The sequence below is a fragment of the Candidatus Scalindua japonica genome (assembly GCF_002443295.1).
GTDB lineage: Bacteria > Planctomycetota > Brocadiia > Brocadiales > Scalinduaceae > Scalindua > Scalindua japonica.
Window position 1 is genome coordinate 101,461 of the sequence record NZ_BAOS01000003.1, and the last position, 18,919, is coordinate 120,379.

The 18,919-nt window shown below is 39.1% G+C and carries 13 protein-coding genes and 2 pseudogenes; 11 read left to right on the plus strand and 4 right to left on the minus strand.

Annotation, left to right across the window (positions count from 1 at the left end):
• Positions 1 to 123: 123 nt before the first annotated feature.
• The 3 genes from SCALIN_RS01865 to ileS are packed head-to-tail and all read left to right on the plus strand — an operon-like array spanning position 124 to position 3,533.
• Positions 124 to 402, plus strand: a complete 279-nt coding sequence (locus SCALIN_RS01865; RefSeq protein WP_096892564.1) for an acylphosphatase — start codon at positions 124 to 126, stop codon at positions 400 to 402.
• A gap of 36 nt (positions 403 to 438) precedes the next feature.
• Complete coding sequence (locus tag SCALIN_RS01870) at positions 439 to 723, plus strand: DUF167 domain-containing protein (RefSeq protein WP_096892565.1); 285 nt, start codon at positions 439 to 441, stop codon at positions 721 to 723.
• On the plus strand, positions 720 to 3,533 hold the full coding sequence (gene ileS, locus SCALIN_RS01875; RefSeq protein WP_096892566.1) for an isoleucine--tRNA ligase: 2,814 nt from the start codon (positions 720 to 722) through the stop codon (positions 3,531 to 3,533). Before SCALIN_RS01870 ends, ileS begins: the two co-directional genes overlap by 4 nt.
• A 1,022-nt stretch (positions 3,534 to 4,555) precedes the next feature.
• On the opposite strand, the gene SCALIN_RS01880 is transcribed toward ileS, so the two are convergent.
• Complete coding sequence (locus SCALIN_RS01880; RefSeq protein WP_096892567.1) at positions 4,556 to 5,074, minus strand: hypothetical protein; 519 nt, start codon at positions 5,072 to 5,074, stop codon at positions 4,556 to 4,558.
• 141 nt (positions 5,075 to 5,215) lie between these two features.
• Here SCALIN_RS01880 and SCALIN_RS01885 point away from each other — a divergent pair.
• Positions 5,216 to 6,123, plus strand: a pseudogene (locus tag SCALIN_RS01885) (tyrosine-type recombinase/integrase).
• Complete coding sequence (locus SCALIN_RS01895) at positions 6,120 to 7,238, plus strand: IS91 family transposase (RefSeq protein WP_096892569.1); 1,119 nt, start codon at positions 6,120 to 6,122, stop codon at positions 7,236 to 7,238. The pseudogene SCALIN_RS01885 and the gene SCALIN_RS01895 overlap by 4 nt, the downstream one beginning before the upstream one ends.
• Before the next feature lie 110 nt (positions 7,239 to 7,348).
• On the opposite strand, the gene SCALIN_RS01900 is transcribed toward SCALIN_RS01895, so the two are convergent.
• The gene (locus SCALIN_RS01900) at positions 7,349 to 7,600 is read right to left on the minus strand and encodes a hypothetical protein (protein ID WP_133111605.1); all 252 of its coding nucleotides are present in this window, start codon (positions 7,598 to 7,600) and stop codon (positions 7,349 to 7,351) included.
• Between the two features lie 439 nt (positions 7,601 to 8,039).
• Between SCALIN_RS01900 and SCALIN_RS01905 the strand changes: the two are divergent.
• From SCALIN_RS01905 to SCALIN_RS01920, 4 genes and pseudogenes are all read left to right on the plus strand, one after another.
• A pseudogene (locus SCALIN_RS01905) lies at positions 8,040 to 8,509 on the plus strand (IS1634 family transposase); the annotation flags it as partial.
• Between the two features lie 177 nt (positions 8,510 to 8,686).
• Positions 8,687 to 10,207 (plus strand): DUF2868 domain-containing protein, encoded by a 1,521-nt coding sequence (locus SCALIN_RS01910; RefSeq protein WP_096892572.1) that lies wholly within the window; start codon positions 8,687 to 8,689, stop codon positions 10,205 to 10,207.
• 21 nt (positions 10,208 to 10,228) lie between these two features.
• Complete coding sequence (locus SCALIN_RS01915) at positions 10,229 to 11,713, plus strand: DUF3482 domain-containing protein (RefSeq protein ID WP_096892573.1); 1,485 nt, start codon at positions 10,229 to 10,231, stop codon at positions 11,711 to 11,713.
• A 384-nt stretch (positions 11,714 to 12,097) separates the two neighbouring features.
• Entirely contained in the window at positions 12,098 to 13,327 is a 1,230-nt protein-coding gene (locus SCALIN_RS01920; protein ID WP_096892574.1) for a multicopper oxidase domain-containing protein, read from the plus strand.
• Positions 13,328 to 13,447: 120 nt separating this feature from the next.
• Here the strand turns inward: SCALIN_RS01920 and holB are convergent, their stop codons facing one another.
• Positions 13,448 to 14,485, minus strand: a complete 1,038-nt coding sequence (gene holB / locus SCALIN_RS01925; RefSeq protein WP_096892575.1) for a DNA polymerase III subunit delta' — start codon at positions 14,483 to 14,485, stop codon at positions 13,448 to 13,450.
• 2 nt (positions 14,486 to 14,487) lie between these two features.
• Positions 14,488 to 14,736 (minus strand): biotin/lipoyl-containing protein, encoded by a 249-nt coding sequence (locus SCALIN_RS01930; RefSeq protein WP_096892576.1) that lies wholly within the window; start codon positions 14,734 to 14,736, stop codon positions 14,488 to 14,490.
• A 573-nt stretch (positions 14,737 to 15,309) separates the two neighbouring features.
• Here SCALIN_RS01930 and SCALIN_RS01935 point away from each other — a divergent pair.
• Entirely contained in the window at positions 15,310 to 16,989 is a 1,680-nt protein-coding gene (locus SCALIN_RS01935; RefSeq protein ID WP_096892577.1) for a two-component system sensor histidine kinase NtrB, read from the plus strand.
• Positions 16,982 to 18,439, plus strand: coding sequence for a sigma-54-dependent transcriptional regulator (locus tag SCALIN_RS01940; protein ID WP_203415301.1), 1,458 nt, complete (start codon positions 16,982 to 16,984; stop codon positions 18,437 to 18,439). The genes SCALIN_RS01935 and SCALIN_RS01940 overlap by 8 nt, the downstream gene beginning before the upstream one ends.
• Positions 18,440 to 18,919 lie beyond the last annotated feature (480 nt).

The window sequence follows — 18,919 nt, forward strand, 5'->3', positions numbered from 1 at the left end:
CAAGTTCCGAAAAAATATCGTATATCTTTCAATGTTGATCGTACTTTCAACCTCTGTAAGACAGACCTACTGTCAGACATACAAAATAGTAGCAATTCTACTGCGACCATATGGAGTAAATTAATGGAAATTACCAGGTTGCATATCGTTATCGAAGGAATAGTTCAGGGTGTCTTCTTCAGGGCCAGTACAAAAGGAGAGTCTGAGAAGCTGGGTCTTACCGGTTGGGTAAAAAATTGTCCAGACGGAAGAGTCGAAGCCGTTTTTGAAGGAGATATTGATAAGATTGACAGGATAATAGAGTGGTGTAAGAATGGGCCTCCGGGAGCAGTGGTCAGAAATGTGGAAACGGTCTGGGAACAGGCAACCGGTCAGTATGATACATTTTCTATAAGGTATTAAAATACTTCGTGTAATTAGTGAAATTCGTGTACCTTCATGATTAACATAAATGCTGTTAAAGACGGAATCGTTGTATCAGTAAAGGTACAGCCAAACGCAAGTAAGGAGAGAGTTGTAGGGGAGTATGCTGATCAGATAAAAATTGCTGTTACTGTTGCACCAGAGAAGGGAAAGGCGAATAAAGCGGTAGTTAAAGTACTTTCACAGTGGCTTGGTATAAAAAACTCAGATATACAGATAATTTCAGGTGAAACATCAAGAGATAAAAAAGTATTTATAAGAAATATTAATGAAGAGGATTTTAGCAGGATTAAAATATGAGTTATAAAGATACGATAAATTTACCAAAAACAAAGTTTTCCATGAAAGGGAACCTTGTTCAAAGAGAGCCTGAATTCCTGAAAAAATGGGAAAAAGAGGGCCTCTACGCACAAATTCGGAAAGCTAAAGAGGGTGCGGACAAATTTATTTTACATGATGGACCACCGTATCCTACTGGTGATCTTCACATTGGGACCGGATTAAACAAGATATTAAAAGATATAATTACCAGATTCTATACAATGAAAGGTTATGACACTCCCTATATACCCGGCTGGGACTGTCATGGCTTACCAATTGAACACAGAGTGTTACAGGAACTGGGAACAAAAGCGAAAGGTATGGAAAAACTTGAGATTCGCAAAAAATGCAAGAAATATGCTGAAAAATTTGTGAAAGTACAAATGAATCAGTTTAAGGCACTGGGAGTTTCCGGTGATTGGGACTCCGCATACCTGACATTTACTCCTCAATATGAAGCGGGAATCATTGAAGTGTTTGGCAGGCTGGTGGAGAAAGGATACGTTTATAGGAGCCTGAAACCCATTCACTGGTGTATGCGCTGTGAGACTGCTCTTGCCGAGGCAGAGTTGGAATATCAGGACCAGACCAGTCCTTCAATCTACGTTAACTTTAAATTAATAGAAGTGCCCAAAAATCTTTTTCCGGGAATGGGGGGAGAAGATATTCATATGTTGATATGGACTACTACTCCATGGACATTACCGGCAAACCTGGCTATCGCGGTACATCCGGAATGTCAATACACAGCAATACGATACATAAATCCGAAAACACAAAAAAGACAGGTTTCAATACTGGCAGAAGACCTGGTGAACTCCGTCATGAAACTGAGAGAAATAGAGGGATATGAGAGACTGGGTTGTGTCAAAGGCAGCGCGCTGGAAGGCTTGAAATATCAACATAAGATTATGAAGCGGGAAGGGTCTGTTGTTCTCGCGAATTACGTAACTCTTACTGATGGTACCGGTTGTGTGCATACCGCTCCCGGACACGGTCAGGACGATTACCAGACGGGTTTGAAATATAACCTGCCGATAGTAAGTCCTGTTGACGCAACTGGCGTTTTTACGCAAGAAGCCGGAGATTTTGTAGGGCTGAATATATATGACGCTAACAAATCAATCACTGAAAAACTTGATGAATTGGGTCTTCTGTTCCATATGGATAAGATCGGTCACTCATATCCTCACTGCTGGCGTTGCAGGAAACCGGTAATTTTCAGGGCAACAGAACAGTGGTTTGTGGGTATTGACCATCATGACCTCAGAACAAACGCTTTGGATCAGATAAAGAATTCAAATTGGATTCCGTCATGGGGTGAGGTTCGACTCTCAAATATGATAAAAGACCGCCCGGATTGGTGTATATCTCGTCAACGTTCCTGGGGGGTGCCGATACCGGCTTTCTATTGTACTCATTGTGAAGAGACACTTTTAGACGTGAATGTTGTTAATCATGTTCGTGACATGTTTCTTCAACATGGCGCGGATAGCTGGTTTTACAAAGAGACGAATGAGTTTCTGCCGGAAGGTACAAAGTGTCAGAAATGTGGTTCTACCAATTTTGAAAAAGAGAACGACATATTTGATGTTTGGTTCGAGTCCGGTTCCAGTCATCACTCTGTGTTGAACAAACGTGACGCATTATCCTTCCCGGCTGACATCTATCTTGAGGGAAGTGATCAGCATCGCGGATGGTTTCAACTCTCACTACTTCTTTCTGTTGCCGCGTGGGGGACTGCTCCATTCAAAACGGTACTGACTCACGGTTTTGTAGTGGACGAACACGGTAAGAAGATGTCTAAATCGCTGGGGAACTTTGTATCGGTGGGAGATGCCTTGAAACAACTGGGTGGCGATATTGTAAGGCTGTGGACTGCTTCGATGGAGTACCGGAATGAAATGCACGCTTCACCTGAAATAATTTTAAAAACTTCAGATCCCTACAGGCGGATCAGAAATACTTTCAGATATATTCTGGGCAACTTATCCGATTTTGATCCTGAAAATGATTCGGTAGAGTACGCGCAAATGCCGGAGATTGACCGTTGGGCGCTGCACAAGACTGATGAACTCATTACCTCTGTGACGTCCGCGTATGAGTCTTTCCAGTTCCACCGCGTCTATCACAATATCCTCAACTTTTGTGTGGTAGAGATGAGTTCATTCTATTTTGATATTATGAAGGACCGGCTATATACTTTTTCAAAGAGTTCTGTTGAAAGGCGTGCAACACAGACTGTTCTTCATAAGATAAATTCAGTGTTAGTTAGGCTTATTGCTCCAATTCTTGTGTATACTTCCGAAGAGGTGTGGATGGAGATCAATCCGGGTGGCAGTAGTGTTCACCTGTCAGAATGGCCTGTTGCTGTTGAGCAACACAAAGATATAACCCTTAACGATAAATGGGAAAAGATTATCAAGATCAAAACAGATGTAGCAAGAGAACTTGAAAAAATGAGAGTGGCCAGGCAGATCGGCAGTTCCCTTGAGGCTGCGGTTGATCTTTATTCTGAAGATTCCGGATTACTTAATTTGTTAAAAGAATACGAGCATGATTTTGCAATGATCTTTATCGTTTCAGAAGTAAATATAAGCAATTCACCCCTTGACTCTGGAAATAATGGAGAAATATTTGATACACTCTCTATTAAAACACGGGTTTCAGATAGCGGTAAATGTGACAGATGCTGGAACTTCCGCAAAGAAGTTGGCAAGATAGAAAAATACCCGACACTGTGTAATCGATGTGCAGAGGTTATTGCAGAAGTTGAGGTTAAAAAATAATCAATTAACAGTCTCTGTAGTGGTTTATTTATCAAAATAATGTTTGTCAACGCCAGATTGGACCCACACATCTAATTTGTGAATCTGTATGAAGAGTTGCGTGTGGTATTACATTTTTCATATTGCTAAAATGTACTTATAAACCGATTCAGGTTTAAGCGTAAGCCCTCGATAATCGCATATCTGGTTAACTCAGATTTTCCTCTGAAGAGTATTGTTGTCATTATATGATTACAAGTCAGATCAGTAGTAACCAGTTAGGTTTTTGTATATTACAAATTAATGCTATAGAGCTGTCATTCCCGCATGCTTTAAGCGGAAATCCAGATTGAACGAACCACCTGGATACCCGATAAAGGAATTCGGGTATGACAAAAGCGGTATCTGCAAAAACCTAAGCAGATGTACTTCAGCCAGATAGAAATCTATCTTCACTATTATGATCTAATTTGAATCTTTCTTGATTTTTTTCTGCAATAATACTCATATCATGTTCCTGAGAAGTAACAAACGATTTAAAAATGGCAAGAGCCATCGGTAATGGAAACGTAAGACTCAATGATCTGCAAATAAGAAACTCTCGTCAATGGGGAGCTTGTTGGTTATTTTGTGAACTCTGGAATTTATTAGAACTGGATCAATTCTCTCCAATAGAGCAAGACATCTCTTCATCAACTCAAGATTACAGATTATTATATTGATGCCCGTTTCACCTGCTTCAATTCTCACGTTTGGCGCATCTACGGTTGAATGAAGTAGCAATTTTACCTTCTATCGCAAACTACGTAAAACTGGATTCAGTAAACGCAGCCCAAACATAAATCGACCAACAATATATAATGGGGAAAAAATATATGCCAAAATTCGATTTAACAACATATTTCTTGCATAAGAAAATGCAACTGGAACAATAAAATCTCGATTCCAACCGCGTAGCACCAAAGCTATAAACACGATAATATACAGAAAAATAAACCCAATAAATAACTCAATCATACTCATGCCAAACACTCCATTAATCTTTAACTTAACCAAGTAAGACGCGCTAACTCTATCCGCATATTGCTACAAACAATAGAAGAGAAATAACCTATATGACGAGCTAGTTCCCTCGTGGTACTTTCGTTTGCAACATCCAGAACACTATCAGGTGTGGGGTGTGTCCAGTCATAATCTGCAATTACATGAACGCCTATTTCGTGAGCAATGGTATTGGCCATAGCAGCATCAGCATCGCCACCTGTTACGTTCGCAGCATCTGATTGGACACTACTAACATTAATGTTGCTCTCATAACCAGCACTTTGTCCGTTCACACCATTTGCTTTTAGTTTGTTATTAAGATTAATATGCCACTCCGTTAGAGACTGTTTTCTTCCAGTATCTTTGTCTGGTACTGTACCTGCTACCCATGTAAAAAATACTTGGTCATTCTGTAATGTTTCAAAACAAGTAGCAAAAATCTGTTCTACCAAATCTCTAACTCGACTGTTAAATGCAGGATCATTGGCATAATGGATAACAATATTAATTGAAGTCATTTTTTTACCATATTCGTTGCAATAAAATTAGTTGGACGAAGCCGCTATCGCGGAGAACAAAATCGGAAATTTATTATATAATGTAACCTCACACCCTCAACGGGAGGGTGAATCTATTAACAAATAGGAGGTTACAGGTCTATGAAAACATTATCTCAATCCGATTTCAACAAAAATTACCAAACGCATCTAAAGCACCTACGCTTGAAAGGACTCCGGCCAAAAACAATCGAGGCTTATTCACGTGCCATCCGACGGATCGGTGATTATTTTGACAATCAGATACACGATCTATCTGAACAGCAACTACTTGACTATTTTTCCAATCTCCTCAATACCCATTCATGGAGCGCAGTCAAATTAGACCTCTACGGACTAAAGTTTTTCTACACTCATGTGCTTCATAAGCGTTGGGAGCAAGTAAATCTTATTAAACCACCCAAAACGCAACGTTTGCCCGATATTGTCACCATTAATGAAGCCCACCAACTTTTCCAGGTGACGAGAAAACTCAGTTACCGGGCCTTCTACTTTGTTCTTTACAGTCTTGGTCTCCGCCTGGGTGAAGGACTACGTCTTGAGGTTAGCGATGTCGATTCTCAGCGAATGCGGGTGCATATCCGCGATAGCAAAGGCAATAAAGACCGTTTCGTACCCCTGCCAAAGGTAACCCTGAATCTCTTACGCCGTTTTTGGCTTGTTCATCGCAATCCTGTCTTTCTATTTCCAGGCCGTCATGGTGGCTTGAAATCAGCCCACCTGGCAAAAACACCTCTGAATAGAAATGGCGTTCAGGCCACTCTGCGTAAGGTAGCCCGGGAGTGTGGAATTAAAAAAAAATTACACCACACAGTCTGCGACACAGCTACGCAACCCATCTGATTGAGGCGGGTGTTGATCTGCTTGAAGTACAAAAAATCCTCGGCCACCACAGTATTTTAACCACTGCCAAATATACCCACCTGACCTCTCATACAAATCGTAATGCCTTGCAATTAATTAATGATTTGATGAATGGTTTTTCCATAGAATGGGGGAATGTTATATGATATCTCTCTCCTCTATAATTGAGACCTTCATTGCTGACTTTATCACTCTTTATCATGGTTCGATCCTGCCAAGTCAATTCAAAGCCCTGGCAGCCATGAAGGATTGTCGCACTACGCAAAGCCGCGTCATGCTGGTCCAATGTAATGACTGTGAAAAACAGGTTTTTGTACCGCACTCCTGCGGTAACCGCAATTGTCCTCATTGTCAGAGTCATGAGTGTCAGCAGTGGTTGGAGCGTCAACTGAAAAAAGAAGTGCCTGCTGACTATTTTATGCTCACCTTTACTATACCCAAAGAGCTTCGATCATTAGCATGGCAGCATCAACGCTTGCTTTACTCGATAATGATACAGTGTTGTTGGGAAACCGTAAAAACCTTTGTCCAAAATGACAGCGTATTACAAGGAAACGCTGGAGCCATCACTGTTTTGCACACCCACTCTCGCTCTCTCGATTACCACCCGCATATCCATCTGGTAATGCCAGCCGGGGCCATCAATCAGAAGAAAAAGCTTTGGAGCTTCAAAAAAAGCGAAGGAAAGACGCGGTACCTTTTCAATCACAAAGCGCTGGCTAAAGTGTTTCGAGCAAAAATGCTCGATGCCGTGAACAAAGCGGCTCTTACGCTTCCAGTTAATTATCCCAAAACATGGGTCGTCGATTGCAAATTTGTCGGCAACGGTGAAAAGGCACTGGTCTATCTTGGTCGTTATCTCTACAAAGGGGTCATTCAAGAGAAAGATATTATTACGTGCAAAGATGGTCAGGTGACCTTTCGTTACCAGGATAGTAAGAGCAAAAAAATGCTCACAAGAACACTTCCCGGCCCGCAGTTTCTCAGGTTGATTCTCCAGCATGTTCTACCCAAAGGTTTCAGGCGAACACGGAACTTTGGTTTCCTCCACCCTAATAGCAAACGCTTGATTGCATTGCTTCAGTACCTTACCGGTATCAACCCGAATAAGTCGTCAGCCTGGTTCAGAGAGCGTCCAAAGCTTACGTGCAAATGCTGTGGAGGAATAATGAAGATCATAAAAACGATGATACCTCCATCACACAAATCCAGGTCTTTCCCCTACAAGTTAACAAAAGAGGAGGCTGTTCTGGTTATGTAATCGAATCCGCTATGCATCTAAGATTTGCAAAAACGGCATTATCGGGTCGAGATGGCCCCCGTTTGCCCAAATTTGAGGTAAAATGGCCGAAAAACCATGTTCTGTAGCTCCTAAAGCATGACGACAGCAATTGAAAAATCCACTTCTTTGGCTTCATAGCTTCTGCGGTAAAAAAGAGAAGCAATCTTCATAAGATATTTTCTTATACAATGTTTAGCACCCAAACAACGGGCTTGTCCAACAAACGGTTCAGATTGTGGTTCGTCCCTCACACAATCTAACCTTATTCGTTGTGCATCGATACGTTTCATTGGACATAATGCCGGAGTTGAGGAGTAATCTCTAAGATGTTGTCTGTTCAAACGACTTGTTCGCCCCGTCTGAGGCGGCAAGAACACAGCGCTTCAACTCCAGCATTCGTTCTGCCGAAGGCGGGGCGAACAAGTAGATAAACAGTTTCTGGATAACGCGATTATTGCAATGATATCCAAATAAACCTGTATTAATATAAGAAAGTACAACATAAACGCCCTTATCAGATGGTAACAATCACGGTATAATACAAAAAATAAAAATGATAAGCCATGATAAAATTCACGATCCTGATCGAAAAGCATTGTAATTCCATTTATAACGTTCTTGTTCATATCAAAATAAGTAATTTAAAAGCTCTTTATTATTGAGTTCAGATTGCCACTTTTGGTGCCTTTTCACAGGTTCTATACTCACCCGGTATGGAAACGACAAAAACCTATTTGTCTCTATTGGCCCTATTTTATCATTAAACATCACGCCTTGCTCTGGAACAACAAGCTACTGCCAAGTCGACAAGGGCTCGTTGGCTGAACGTTTTTAAAACACTCACCGCTTATCGGTTAATAGACCCTGGGAGTGAGTGGCGTTTACATAGATTATGGTATGAACAAAGCGCTATGGGAGATTTGTTAGGAGAAGACTTTGGTTTGGCCCAAAAGGACAAACTATATCGTTGTCTTGATAAACTTATTGAACATAAAGAAGAGCTATTCTCATTTCTCCGAGAGAGATGGCAAAACCTGTTCAATGCTGAATTTGCTGTTTTACTTTATGATTTTACCAGTACCTACTGTGAATGCGATCCACCTGATGAAGGGATACGGAAATTTGGTCATAGCAGAGATAAGAGATCGGATTGTGTTCAGGTTGTAATAGCGCTTATTGTGACGCCAGAGGGGTTTTCTCTGGCGTATGAAGTAATGCCTGGCAATACGAAGGACTCTTACACGCTTGAAGGCTAATGTGAAGTATTAAGATTGCAATTTGTAGTGTAGACTTTATAAATAATACAAGATACTTCTATTGCTAAAACTCTAAATAAAGTTTTTATTCTGGACATCATTTTAGATTGCTTTTAGAATTTACATCTTATAATTTATTCAGTATTAACTTAATTTTGAGTGTACATATATTTGAACGACTCTGCGGCAAAAAAGGTGTTATTTATAAAGGCAATCGAGGAGGGCGATCCGGCAGGAGAAGTTTTGTCAAAGGCAGATCGTTTAGTCGCGACACAGAAGACACAATCTATATTACAGAGGGTATCTGATAAACAGCTTAACAACAGAATCTCCAAACAGAGCAAGGAAGCCTTTTTAACAAAACGAGCGGAACTGCTTTTTCAAATAGTGGGGGTTGTTTACCCTAAAGCAAGAACAGACATTAACAGAATACAATGGAGTGGCTGGTTTACCGTGTTGCTGTTAATTCTGTTATCTGTTTCAGGATTTATAGCGAATGAATTTGAATCAGGAAAAAGGTTGAATTTATTGGCTTTTCCGGTTATTGGAATGCTTGGTTGGAATTTGTTTGTTTATAGTTTAAAGGTTTTTACACAAGTTTTTTTCATTTTTAGAAAGAGGTACAGTGGCACAAATCAAGGGTTCTTTTTGATTTTGATTTCAAATATATCTATACGACTACTAAAAAAAAAATGTACACACTCTTCTGACAAAACTTTAGTATATAATAGATGTTTCCGGAACTATTATATTGAATGGTTAAAACTCTCATCATCAATTTACCGAATCCATGTTTCAAGAGTATTTCATCTGTGCGCGATACTCTTTGCCTTAGGTATTATTGGTGGTATGTATTTAAGGGGATTGACTACAGAATATTACGCTGGATGGGAGAGCACATTCTTAGAGACGGAAACTGTACACAATTTTTTGAGTATAGCTCTCATGCCGGCTGCCATTATTACAGAGCAGCAATTTCCAACATTGGAGCGGGTAGCGTCCATTCGATGGGGAAACGGTGGCTTAGGAGAAAACGCTACTGACTGGATTCATCTTTTTGCTAAGACAATTTTTCTTTTTATTATTGTTCCTCGATGTTTTTTATCTGTTATCGCTTTTATCCGTGAAAGACATTTGCGAACTCACTTTCCAATTCAATATGATAAAGACTCTTATTTTACAAAGCTGTTTATTAGTAAACCGGGTCAAAGGGAGCTTATGCATATTATTCCATATTCAATTGAACTTACAGATCAACAAAAGGATGTTTTGCGTTCCTTGTTTGCTCAAGTGCTTGGTTGGAAAGCACAAGTTGAATTTCATAGAACTATATCCTATGGAAGAGAGGACCAGTTTTGCAGAGAATTTACATTCTCAGCAAAAGATCCTGTCGAGTCCTTAGCTATATTGTTCTCTTTATCCTCTACTCCTGAAACCGAAATTCACAATGCATTTATCAGTACATTGTTTAAAATGGTGACAGATAACAATATGGTTGTACAAATTTTGATTGTAGTGGATGAATCTGATTTCAAAACCAGGTTTTCTCGACAGAAAGGCGCCGAAGAGAAGCTCGAATCACGTAGGGAATTGTGGAGGCGAACAATTACCAGCAAAAACGTTAAACCTGTTTTTGTCAATCTTCATAACCCTGATACTAACGAATGGCAGAACGCAATCAACCTGACATAATTACTTTAAAGGAATTAATGGATGAGCTTAAATGATTCTAAACAAACAATCACACTAAGCCTGATTTCTCATACTAATGTGGGTAAGACCACTTTGGCGCGAACACTACTGAAAAAAGATATTGGAGTTATCCGTGATGATGCTCATGTAACAGACACTAGTGAAGCTTATATCATGCTGGAGACGAACAACGGATTTGTTTTGCGATTGTGGGACACACCTGGCTTTGGTAATTCTGCAAAATTACTGAAACGTCTTCAGAATATTCCCAGGCCTACAGGTTGGTTTGTAAATGAAGTTTGGGACCGAATTGACGATCGTGCAAACTGGTGTAATCAACAAGCTTTACGAAATGTTCGAGAGGATGCGGATGTTGTTCTATATCTTGTCAACGCTGCTGAAAATCCTATAGAAGCGGGATATGTAGATTGTGAAATGCAGATATTGGATTGGCTTAGCAAACCGGTCATCGTTCTCCTGAATCAGACTGGTCCTCCCCGTGAAGCTGTTGTTGAGGCTGGTGAAGAAAAGCTATGGGAAGACCACCTCCAACGATTTGAAGTCGTGAAATACGTAATGAGTCTGGATGCCTTTGCACGTTGCCGGATACAGGAAAATATACTCATGAAGACGATTGAAGGTGTTCTTCCTTTTGCCAAACGGAACTCATTTGATGAAATCTGGAAAGCCTGGGCAATTAATAATAACTCTGTTTTTGAAAGATCAATGGATTCCCTTGCAGGACAAATTACAGCCGCATGCTGTGACCGGGAACATATTACCCAGAAATCAATATGGGAATTAGCTCAATATAAGGTGCCCATACCCGGAATGTCTTCAGATATAAAAAAAGAGAAGGAAGATGCCATGAAAAAACTGGCCGATAGGTTAGAGGGAGAAGTAAAAAGTTCACTGGATGAACTTATTCAATTGCATCAACTGAAAGGTAATGCGGCTGCAGAGATTTTAAAAAGACTCTCGAGTGATTATTTATCAAATAAACCTGTTAATGAGGGAGTCTCCGCTATTGTAGGTGGTTTTTTTACCGGTGCGATAAGTGGTGTGGGTGCTGATTTTCTGGCTGGAGGTTTAACATTTGGAGGAGGGGCTGTGGTGGGAGGAATTCTAGGTGCTGTAGGGGCCGCTGGTCTGACCAGGGGTTACAACTATTTCCGTGGCGATAACAACTCTTTTATCCGATGGTCACTGCCGTTATATCAGGAATTATTCAGTTCAGCACTACTCCGCTATCTTGCTGTCGCCCATTTTGGAAGAGGCAGAGGTGAATACACTGAAAGTGAATATCCAGAATTTTGGAAGTCGTCGGTCCTGCAAATTGTTCATGAGCGGCAAAAAGAGATTAAAGCCCTGTGGCAGGCTGGTAAACGTGAAACAAATACGTCTCGATTAACAGTACAAACGAAAAAGCTTCTCACCGATATGGTGCAGCAGTTGTTAAAAGAGTTTTATTCAGAAGCATATCACATTGATCCAACTTTTAAGTGATACAATTGATTAATGGGAATGCAATTTATTGATGGTAAAAACGAGTCAACTCTATGTCAATAGAATAAATTGTCGTATTGAAAACCTTACATTCTCTTTTCTGGATTAGCGCAAATTATTCGCAATAATTGTCCTTTTTCCTTATTGCTTTGCGCTATAATTTCGTATAATCTTTTTTTTATTAAAAGTTTAATTGTATCATATCAGTTCTTTGGTAATAGTTTTTTTAGTTTGTTGTGGTAATACATTATTGGTGAAAGTCTTATAGCGTTTTGCCTTTCCTTGGATAAGATCAGGGTCAACTAATGGTATGAATATTGCGAGCTATCTCTCTACGTATTTATTTGTGTTTTACTTTTGTATATTTATATAAGGAGGAGTATAATGTTCTGTTCATTTTCTAATTTTATCAAAGGTGTTTCACGTGTCTCTGGTATGTGCCTGGTACTGCCTTTCTTGCTTGCTGCTATTATCTGTTTTTCTATGGTAGCAAGTGCTGCTGAAAAGCTGATAGTTGGTGATGAGAAGGTAGCTGCGGATTTCCATAAGTTGCATGAGAAGGGCGAAATAGAGAGGGAATATCATATCTATGTTACTGACGGATACATAGAGATGGCTGACGGAGAGTATATCTACCAATGGGGTTTTACTCACGCACCGAACTGGGAGAATGTTGGAGAGATTAAAACAGTTGAGGAGAGAGACGCAAAACTACTTCCAATTAAGGTCCCTGGTGATGAAATGCGTTTTCATTCCGGTAGGAACTATATTGTGGTCTTGCATAATGCAGGTTGGTATGAAGCAGAAGAGCACTCAGGTATTTCACACGTAGCACATACCATTCACTGGCACGGACTTGATTTAATACCGGCAGTTGATGGTATTCCTAATATTCCATACCCATCTGTTTTCCCTCATGAAACATTCAGATATTTTTTGTCAATTCCTGATGATATAGAAGGTTCATATATGGGGCATTGTCACGTCGATTCAACCAACCATATTATGGCAGGTCTTTTTTTTCCTGTTGTCATCGAAAAGGAGAAAAACGAAATTTATGGTTATAAGTATGACAGGGAGTACACCCTGTTCTTTTCTGAGGTAGATAGTGAATATATGGAAATGTTGAGAGACAAAGGAACTATAAATGATTGTTTGAGTTGGAAATCTAATTACTTTACCCTGAATGGCAGAATTTTTACTGATAAGCTGGATAACCCTTTGTCTACAATTAATGACCCGAAAACAAGACTGGTTGCATACGATGGAGAGACTGTATTGGTAAGATTAATGGCAATCGGATATGATCACATATTTGCATGGCATCCACACGGTTATCACGGACTTATCATTGGGACAGATGGGAGAAGACACCCTGCTCCGTATCAGAAAGATACCATATTAATAGGTTCAGGTGAAAGATATGATATTTTGTATAATATCCCGAATTTTTCATCTCAGTCCACATGCCTCTCTTGTAACCGTGGTCCCGGTATAACCATCGCTCATGACCATAATTTGAGGGGAATGGTTAGTGGAGGAATATATCCTCACGGTGGCTTAACAATCTTTGATGTGAGACCTAAGACTGAAAAGATGTTGAGTAACAATTAAGGATTCAAGACGTTTTAAGATTAGCACGAAATGATAGTTTTTTACTGTTTTTTTGTGGGGGGGGAGTGGATGATAAATATCTGTTCCTCCCTATTTGGCAGTCAGCGTGCATACCTTTATCTAATTTTCTTTAGAATTCGAAAAGGTAATACTGGTTATTATGTTTTCGACTAATAAATTAATATTCAGGTTGAAGCCAATAAATTTGATAGACTCTAATATTTCATCAATTATGTTTATTATCTGTTCCTGGGTCAAGTAATTGATATATCTTCTCATTGCATCTTCATGGTCAGCATTGAAAAGTGTTATTCTCTTCTGGCGGGTATTATTCCTACTCCTGATTTTTACTATCAACAGGTCTCGATAGAATTGCAAGATGCAATTTAAGATTCCTTTAAAAACCTGCCTTTTTTCTTCTAAAGACTCTCCGGTACTTAAATACGAATTGATGATTTCCTCCGCAAAAACAAGGTTGTCTATACCTGTTTCTGTCAAACGGGAGACAATGTTATTGTTGATTTCGTAATAATTTTGGTCCAGCAGCTTCAGCGCGTCTCCAAGGCTTCCGTTACAAAACGTTGATGTCCATGCAATTTTATCTGGATCTGCATCCGATTTACCGGCTAACTGGTTTTCAATTATATGGCTTGGTAATAGATGGAACCTGATAATCTGGCATCTTGATCTGATAGTTTCTTTAACAGAGCTGATTGAGTTGGCAATGAGGACAATTATGGTGTTCGGCGAGGGTTCTTCAAGTGTTTTCAACAGGCAGTTTGAGGCTTCTTCATTCATCATGTCCGCGTCTGCAATAATGTAAATTTTGTAGTCAGATTCAAGAGGGCTCAGTTTTGCAGAGTTTTGTAAATTTCTGATATTTTCAATTTTGATAAATTTTGCTTTCTCTTCTATTTCGATCCAGGAAACATCAGGGTGACTGTTTGCATTTATGCGAATGCAGTTGTGGCAAGAGTTACAGGGATCACTTTTGTCATTCATGCAATTAAGAACTTTTGCAAATTCTTTCGTGAACAAAGTCTTTCCAACTCCACGCTGTCCGGTAAAGAGATATGCATGAGAGAGATGATCAGTTTCTATCGCTTTCTTGAAATGGTCAATAACATGGTCTTGTGCAAGAATATCGGTAAATGGCATAATTAAGTATTTATTTTCTCTAACATGGCTATGACATCACCAATCGTTACAACATCGCCTTCCTGGGCAAGGATCTCAATTAGTTTTCCTGTGTATGGCGCGGTAACATTCAAATTTGCTTTATTCGTAGAAACTTCCAGAATGTCATCCCCTTCTTCGAACTCTTCATCTTCTTCTATATACCAGAAAGAGACAGTGATTTCAACATCCGCTTCAATTCCGATGTCAGGCAGTTCAAATTCTTTTTCCATTATTTAATAGTTAATGCTTGAAATTAATGATAAATGCTTACGTTGTTCATGTTGTATGAATGCTGAAACTATTTCCTGATTGCAGTTGTCCCCAGGCTGAAAAATCGTGGAAACATTACTCGTTAATAATTATTTTTGATTATAATAAATTCAACTTTGAGATGAGAATAAAAGCTGAAATTTGATTATACAAATGGTAAATTTGTTGTCAATAGTCTGTTGTACAAAAATAATCATCTAATTTTTTTCCAAATTTATCGTTGTGATGAAATATTTTGTGACTCTTGTTATACTGATTCTTATTTTTTTATTGACTTTGCAGTGATGAAAAGATATCGCTATAGTAGTAGGGTAAATTGTTGGTTATCGATCCAGGATCACGTTATGCCACTGCCAGAGAGGTGATATGTATGAATCGAACAAATGGGCACTGAATATATGATTTGATGCCTGGTCTCGCGAAAGATACAGAATGAGTTTGCGGAGAGAAATTTTTGTGACGTTCGGTGTTTCTCTATTATTATAATTTCGAATAACAAGCACTTGTTATAAACTAGACAGGGGCCAGTATAGGTGTTTAAGGAAAATTTAAAAAAAACAGAATTGGTAGAGCGAATACACTGGTTGATTTTTCTGCGTTGGATTGCTGTATCGGGTTTGTTTATTACTACTTATATCTTCAGTAGCGTTTTTAATGTTGTGGAGCGGGTGATTCCGTTATATACCATAGGAGTAATTATTGGGTTAACCAATGCGGGTTTTCGTTACTATACAACTATTCTCAGAGCAAAAACATTTGTGTCTGTACAGATGCATGCGGGCATACAGATCATGGTAGACCATTTTTTTCTTATTTGCCTGATATATTTCGCAGGCGGTATTGAAAATCCATTTATCTTTTACTTTTTATTTCATGCTATTATAGCTGGTATATTTCTGGAGAAAAAATATAGTTATCTACAAGCGCTTTTTGCGGCAAGTCTTTTTGCGTTGCTTTTATTACTGGAGTATTATTCTATAATACCTCACCAGCCTTTACAGACACTTTCAGCTTTCAGATATAGCGATGAGCTCTGGCATTCTGAAGTTTACTTACTGTGTGTTTTCTTTGCGCTTGCCAGTACAATATTTATTTCGGTATATTTTGTAACATCGATAATGGATAGATTAAGAAAAAGCAGAGATGATGTGTTGTTTGAGATAAAATCAACATTAGAAAATATGGCAGAAGGTGTTATCTTTATCGATCCTGATGATAAGGTGACAATGTGTAATAAGGAGATTGAGAAGGCATGGAAAGTAAGGAGCGACGAACTGTTAAATAAATCAGTGAAAGACGACCATGTTCCTTATATAGGAGGGATAGCATCTAATATAACCGGAAGTTTCAGAAAGGGAATAGAAACCTCGCAGCATCAGGAAATAAAGACGAAAGATGGCTTTCTATACAATACATATTCTGCGATAATAGATCCCAGTGGTAAATATTGGGGTACAGTTTTGACAAGTCATGATATTACAGAAAGAAAAAAACTGGAACAGCGGCTATTGCATTCGGAACGTCTTGCTACTATTGGTGAAATGTCTGCAAAGGTGGCCCATGAAATAAGAAATCCATTAAGTTCGATTAGTTTAAATACAGAGTTATTGTATGACGAAATCAGCAATGATAATGGGGGGGAAAAGAGTGATGTGGAAAATCTGATCCAGTCTATTTTGAATGAAGTCGATACATTAACTGAAATGAGTGACGAATACCTTCGGTTTGCAAGATTTCCAAGGTTGGAAACGAAACCGGCCTCTATTAATAACATTTTAATCGAGCTTTCAAAATTTTTTAATAAGGAGAGGTTGCAGAGAGGTATTGCGTTAAAAGAGCATTACACACCCGATCTGCCCATGATATCGCTCGATACAAATCAGATAAAGCAGGCATTTCTTAATATACTTAAAAACTCATTTGAGGCAATGCCTGAAGGTGGTAAGGTAAGCATCTCTACAAGACTTAAGGGTAATAATATTGAAGTGAATATTACTGATACCGGTCATGGTATCAGTAAAGATGATATTCAAAGAGTGTTTGATCCGTTTTATAGTGTAAAAGTTAATGGTACAGGTCTGGGGCTTGCCTTGACGATGAAAACTATAGAAGGGCATGGTGGCGAAATAATTTGTAAAAGTGCGATAGGCAAAGGAACAACTATGGTTATTGGTTTTCCTGTTGAAAGTTGCGGAAAGGATATAATTGAATAATTCTTTAAAACAGACAGTTCTGGTTGTTGATGACCAGGAAAGTATCAGGCTCGCATTGTCCAGGATGCTTTCAAAAGAAGGCTATGAAGTTTTTGTGGCTGAAAGCGGTGAGAGCGCTTTGGATATTTTACGTGAAAAGAAAATAAATGTAATGCTTTCGGACCTGAAGATGCATAAAATGGATGGCCTTCGACTGCTTAAAGCGTCAAAGTTGATCAAACCGGAAGTGGAGGTTATATTGATAACAGCTCATGGGACAATTGAGAAGGCTGTTGGCGCAATGAAGGATGGCGCTTATGATTTTATAACAAAGCCATTCAAGAAAATCGTAATTACCAATATGATAAGAAAGGCTATTGAGAAGCAGGCCCTTGTTGTTGAGAATAAATATCTGCAAGAGCAGCTCGCGCATTCAGAACAAGATAGACATGCAGACATCATCGGGCAAAGTGGTGTAATGTGTGAGGTCGTAAAGCTGGCGGAACAGGTCGCGCCAAGCCAGGCCTCAGTGTTGATTCAGGGTGAAAGCGGCACTGGAAAAGAGGCCATAGCGTCACTTATACACAGTATTGGGGCCAGGATGGATAAGCCATTTGTAAAAGTAAGCTGTGCTGCGTTGCCGGATTCACTTCTTGAATCTGAGCTTTTTGGTTATGAGAAGGGGGCGTTTACAGGTGCTGTTAATCAGAAAGAAGGGCGTTTTGAATTGGCCCACAATGGGACTCTTTTTCTTGACGAAATTGGAGAGATAACGCCATCTATTCAGGTCAAGCTGTTACGGGTCCTGCAGGAGGGCGAATTTGAGCGTTTAGGAGGTACCAGTGTTTTAAAAAGTAACGTTCGTATAATTTCGGCAACGAACGTTGATCTTGCAAATGCTATAAAAGAAAAGAAGTTCAGAGAAGATTTGTTTTATCGCTTGAACGTGATTACCATAGACATTCCTCCGCTAAGGGAGAGAAGGGAAGATATTCCACTACTGATAAGTCATTTTTTTAAAATATATCAGAAAAAGAATAACAAGAGAATAGAGGGTATTTCTGAGGAGGCGTTGGATATTATGACCGGTTATCAGTGGCCTGGCAATGTGCGCGAATTAAAAAATGTGATTGAAAGGGCTGTTGTCCTGGCGCAAGATATGGTTATTACTCAAAAGGATCTTCCGGGAAATATTGCTGGTGGCAGGATAGAGGAAAAAAAATTCTTTATTCCATTTGGTATGCCGTTACGTGAAATTGAGACGAAGATAATTAATGAAACTTTAAAACGATCAAAAGGCGACAAAGAGGTTACCGCAAAATTACTGGGTATTACCCCAAGAACTATCTACAGGAAAATGAATTCACTGGAAGAAGGGGGAAAAAGGGAAGAATTAAACAGGCAAGAGGCTAGCAGGGAAGAGTTAAGAAGAAAAGAAGAAGAAGAAGCAAATGATAATATAAATAGTTAATACACAATCAATATAATTAATATTAAAATCTGTCTTGTGTTTTTGAGACCAACTTGCATGTAAATACAAACAAAATGTGTGGATTAATACATTAGTTTTTCTAAGCGTCTGATTTTGCAGTGGTTACTGGTCAAGGCGGTTTGACATTATGTCATAGTGATTTTCTGTATCTGGCAAAAAGTGACAGTTTGTCAGTCGTGTTGGTGTTTTAGTGATTATGTGTTCGTCTTAAGGCCTTTGGGGGTTTTTGTCATATATATATGTAATCATATGTGTTATGTTGAGGTATTAAATCAGTGTTTTTGAATATATTTTATTATGGCACATTTATTGCAATTCCTGAATATCTTAAGTTTATTAAGAAAGCCAATTCCTGGTTTTCATAATAATTTGTTATTAGTTAACTTTTGAATTTGCAGATAATTCTCAAGTGGTCGTTAGTAGTTCTTTCTTCTGGAGGGGAAGAAGCTTAGAGGTTAA

Bases quoted from the DNA above. Each gene is read 5' to 3' on its own strand.
- SCALIN_RS01895 (WP_096892569.1), top strand. From the start codon at position 6,120: ATGATATCTCTCTCCTCTATAATTGAGACCTTCATTGCTGACTTTATC.
- SCALIN_RS01915 (WP_096892573.1), top strand. From the start codon at position 10,229: ATGAGCTTAAATGATTCTAAACAAACAATCACACTAAGCCTGATTTCT.
- holB (WP_096892575.1), bottom strand. From the start codon at position 14,485: ATGCCATTTACCGATATTCTTGCACAAGACCATGTTATTGACCATTTC.
- SCALIN_RS01880 (WP_096892567.1), bottom strand. From the start codon at position 5,074: ATGACTTCAATTAATATTGTTATCCATTATGCCAATGATCCTGCATTT.
- SCALIN_RS01870 (WP_096892565.1), top strand. From the start codon at position 439: ATGATTAACATAAATGCTGTTAAAGACGGAATCGTTGTATCAGTAAAG.
- SCALIN_RS01920 (WP_096892574.1), top strand. From the start codon at position 12,098: ATGTTCTGTTCATTTTCTAATTTTATCAAAGGTGTTTCACGTGTCTCT.
- ileS (WP_096892566.1), top strand. From the start codon at position 720: ATGAGTTATAAAGATACGATAAATTTACCAAAAACAAAGTTTTCCATG.
- SCALIN_RS01865 (WP_096892564.1), top strand. From the start codon at position 124: ATGGAAATTACCAGGTTGCATATCGTTATCGAAGGAATAGTTCAGGGT.
- SCALIN_RS01930 (WP_096892576.1), bottom strand. From the start codon at position 14,736: ATGGAAAAAGAATTTGAACTGCCTGACATCGGAATTGAAGCGGATGTT.